This window comes from Candidatus Streptomyces philanthi (assembly GCF_059553635.1).
Genome location: NZ_JCANQV010000394.1, coordinates 1 through 4,373 on the forward strand (window position 1 = coordinate 1; position 4,373 = coordinate 4,373).

A 4,373-nucleotide genomic window follows, 5' to 3' on the forward strand; every position below is an offset into this window, starting at 1 on the left:
GGGCCGTGATGTCGGCGCGTACCGAGGCGCTGCGGGCACGGACCGCCACCGCGGACCGGGTGGTGCCGTCCGTGTGCCCGTACTGCGCGGTGGGCTGTGCGCAGCAGGTGTACGTCAAGGACGGCCGGGTGGTGCAGATCGAGGGGGACCCGGCGTCGCCGGTGAGCCGGGGGCGGCTGTGTCCCAAGGGGTCGGCGACGCTCCAGCTGACCACGGGGGCGTCCCGCGAGCAGCGGGTGCGCTACCGGGCGCCGTACGCACGGGAGTGGCGGTCGCTGGACCTCGACACGGCCATGGACATGATCGCCGAGCGGGTGGTGCGGACCCGGCGCGAGACCTGGCAGTGGGAGCAGGACGGCCGCCGGGTGGCCCGCACCCTGGGGATCGCCTGCCTGGGCGGGGCGACCCTCGACAACGAGGAGAACTACCTGATCAAGAAGCTGATGACGGGGCTCGGGGTGGTGCAGGTCGAGAACCAGGCGCGGGTGTGCCACAGTTCGACGGTCGCCGGGCTCGGCACGTCGTTCGGCAGGGGCGGGGCGACGACGTTCATGCAGGACCTCCAGCACGCGGACTGCGTCGTCATCGAGGGCTCCAACTTCGCCGAGGCGCACCCGGTCGGCTTCCAATGGGTGATGGAGGCCAGGGCGCGCGGGGCCACGGTGATCCATGTGGACCCGCGTTTCACCCGGACCAGCGCGCTGTGCGATCTGCACGTACCGATCCGCGCGGGCACCGACATCGCCTTCCTCGGCGGGATCATCCGCCATGTCCTCACCGAGGAGAAGGACTTCCGCGAGTACGTCCTCGCGTACACCAACGCCGCCACCCTCGTCGGCGAGGACTTCCGCGACACCGAGGACCTGGGCGGCGTCTTCTCGGGCCTGGACGAAGAGGGCCGGTGCTACGACCCGGCGAGCTGGCAGTACGAGGGCGCGGGCGCGCCCGGGGCGCCCCCGCACGCGGAGACGCACGGGGCGGGCGGGCCGCGGACGGCGGCGGACGCGCCCCGCGACGAGACGCTGCGGCATCCGCGCTGCGTCTACCAGATCCTCAAGCGGCACTACGCCCGCTACACCCCCGAGATGGTCGAGGCGACCTGCGGCATTCCCCGGGAGACGTTCCGGCGGGTGTGCGACGCGCTCACCGCGAACTCGGGGCGCGAGCGGACCAGTGCGTTCGTCTACGCGGTGGGCTGGACGCAGCACTCCTCCGGTTCGCAGTACATCCGGGCCGCGAGCGTGCTCCAGCTGCTGCTGGGCAACATCGGCCGTCCCGGCGGCGGTATCCAGGCGCTGCGCGGCCATGCCTCCATCCAGGGCTCCAGCGACATCCCCACCCTCTTCAACCTGCTGCCGGGCTATCTGCCGATGCCCGAGGCGGACCGCCACCCGGACCTGGACGCCTATGTGGCGGCGACCCGTACCGCCAAGGGCTACCGGGCCGCGACCCGCGCGTACCTCGTCAGCCTGCTCAAGGCGTACTACGGCGACGCCGCGACGGCGGAGAACGCCTTCTGCTTCGGTCATCTGCCGCGGCTGACCGGCTCGCACAGCACGTACGACACGGTGATGGCGCAGCTCGACGGGGTCTGCAAGGGCTATCTCCTGCTGGGTGAGAACCCGGCGGTCGGGTCCGCCAACACCCGGTTGCAGCGGCTGGGGATGGCGCGTCTGGACTGGCTGGTGGTGCGGGACTTCTCGCTGATCGAGTCGGCGACGTGGTGGCGGGACGGCCCGGAGGTCGCGTCGGGCGAGCTGCGGACGGAGGACGTCGCGACGGAGGTGTTCTTCCTCCCGGCGGCGGCGCACACCGAGAAGTCGGGGTCGTTCACCAACACCAACCGGTGGGTCCAGTGGCACCGGGCGGCCGTCGAGCCGGAGGGGGACGCGCGCAGCGATCTGTGGTTCGTGTACCACCTGGGCCGCCGGATCAAGGAGAAGCTGGCCGATTCCGGCGACCCGGCCGACCGGATGGTACGGGACCTGGCCTGGGACTACCCGGTGGACGGCGCGCTGCGGGAGCCGGTGGCCGAGGCGGTGCTCGCGGAGATCAACGGGCACGGCCCGGACGGGTCCTTGCTGGGCGCGCCCACCGGGCTGCGGGACGACGGATCGACCCGCTGCGGCTGCTGGATCTACTGCGGGGTGTACGCGGACGGCGTCAACCAGGCGGCGCGCCGCACTCCGCACACCGAGCAGGACTGGGTGGCGTCCCGGTGGGCGTGGTCCTGGCCGCAGAACCGGCGCATCCTCTACAACCGGGCGTCGGCGGCGCCGGACGGGACGCCGTGGAGCGAGGGCAAGGCGTATGTGTGGTGGGACGCGGACGAGGGCCGGTGGACGGGGTACGACGTCCCCGACTTCCCGCCCGACCGGGAGCCGGGTCATGTGCCGCCACCCGGGGCGGAGGGCGTCGACGCGCTGCGCGGTGACGACCCGTTCGTCATGCAGGCGGACGGCAAGGGCTGGCTGTTCGCCCCGTCGGGGCTGCTCGACGGGCCGCTGCCGACGTACTACGAGCCGCAGGAGTCGCCGTTCCCCCATCCGCTGCACCCGGCGTGGTCGCTCTCGCCCACCCGGCGGCTGTATCCGCGCGAGGGCAACCGCTACCACCCGGCGCCCGGCACTCCGGGCGCGGACGTCTATCCGTTCGTGCTGACCACCTGCCGGCTGACCGAGCACTTCACGGCGGGCGGGATGAGCCGCTGGACGCCGTATCTCGCCGGGCTGCAACCGGAGTTGTTCTGCGAGGTGTCGCCGCGTCTGGCCGCGTTGCGGGGGCTGGAGCACACCGGCTGGGCGACGATCGTCACGGCCCGCAACGCGATCGAGGCGCGGGTGCTGGTCACCGACCGGATCGTGCCGCTGACCGTGCGCGGCCGCACCGTCCACCAGATCGGGCTGCCGTTCCACTGGGGCCCCAACGGCGTGGTGACGGGGGACGCCGCGAACGAGCTGGTCGCCATCGTGCTCGACCCCAACTCCCACATCCAGGAGGACAAGGCGCTGACCGCCGACATCCGGCCGGGGCGGCGTCCGCGCGGCGCGGAGCTGCCGCGTCTGGTGGCCGCGTACCGGCGGCGGGCCGGCCTCACCGACGACACCGGGAAGGACCCGTGCCGATGACCGCAGGACCGCTCGGCGGACCGGAGCCCGACCCGGCGGCCGACGCCGGGCATCTCCGGCCGCCGCCACGGGTGGGGTTCTTCACCGACACCTCCGTCTGCATCGGCTGCAAGGCGTGCGAGGTGGCCTGCGAGGAGTGGAACGCCCTCCCCGAGGAGGGGCGTTCCCTCACCGGCATGTCGTACGACAACACGGGCGGGCTCGGCGCGTCGGTGTGGCGGCATGTCGCCTTCGTCGAGCAGCGGGTGCCGGCCCCGGAGGGGCGGACGGAGCTGCCGCTCGCGGGGGACGGGGACGGCGGGGGCGGTGGGATGCGCTGGCTGATGTCGTCGGACGTGTGCAAGCACTGCACCCACGCGGCGTGCCTGGACGTCTGCCCGACGGGGTCGCTGTTCCGCAGCGAGTTCGGATCGGTGGTGGTGCAGGAGGACATCTGCAACGGCTGCGGCTACTGCGTGCCCGCCTGCCCCTACGGCGTGATCGAGCAGCGGCCCGCCGACGGCCGGGCGTTCAAGTGCACCCTGTGCTACGACCGGTTGGGCGCGGGCCAGGAACCGGCCTGCGCCAAGGCGTGCCCCACCGAGTCCATCCGCTTCGGGCCGCTGGAGGAGCTGCGGCGGCAGGCCGCGCTGCGGGTGGAGGAGCTGCACGCGGCGGGGGTGCCCGCTGCCCGGCTGTACGGGCACGCGCCGGACGACGGGGTGGGCGGCGACGGTGCGTTCTTCCTGCTGCTGGACGAGCCCGAGGTGTACGGGCTGCCGCCGGACCCCCAGGTCACCACCCGTGATCTGCCGGGGATGTGGCGGCACGCGGGCGCCGCCGCGCTGTCGCTGGCGGGGGCGGTGGCGCTGGCGTTCGTCCTGCCGGCCGTCGCGGGACGGAGGGCGGTCCGGTGAGGCGGGACGATGCCGGGCACGGGCCGGGCGAGGCGGCGGGGTCGTACTACGGGCGGCCGGTGATCAAGGCACCGTCGTGGTCGGCGCGGGACATCGCCGGGTACTTCTTCCTCGGCGGGCTGGCGGGCGCCGGTTCGGTGCTGGCGGCCGGGGCGCAGCTGACGGGCCGCCGGGTGACGGCGCGGGCGATGAAGGTCTCCTCGGCCGCGGCGGTGTCGCTCTCGGCGGCCGCGCTCGTCCACGACCTGGGCCGGCCCGGCCGGTTCCCGTACATGCTGCGGGTGTTCAAGCCCACCTCCCCGATGAGCGTCGGGTCGTGGCTGCTGGCGGTGTACGGGCCGGCGGCGGG

Annotated in this window: 3 protein-coding genes; all 3 read left to right on the forward strand. The window is 73.6% G+C overall.

The window, feature by feature from the left end; all coding sequences use genetic code 11:
* Positions 1-3,128: formate dehydrogenase (fdh, locus tag AC51EU_RS27600; protein ID WP_496269808.1), on the forward strand; the 3,128-nt coding region annotated here is incomplete at its 5' end.
* Entirely contained in the window at positions 3,125-4,024 is a 900-nt protein-coding gene (locus AC51EU_RS27605; protein ID WP_496269809.1) for a 4Fe-4S dicluster domain-containing protein, read from the forward strand. The genes fdh and AC51EU_RS27605, both read left to right, overlap by 4 nt.
* Positions 4,021-4,373: NrfD/PsrC family molybdoenzyme membrane anchor subunit (gene nrfD / locus AC51EU_RS27610; RefSeq protein WP_496269810.1), on the forward strand; the 353-nt coding region annotated here is incomplete at its 3' end. The genes AC51EU_RS27605 and nrfD, both read left to right, overlap by 4 nt.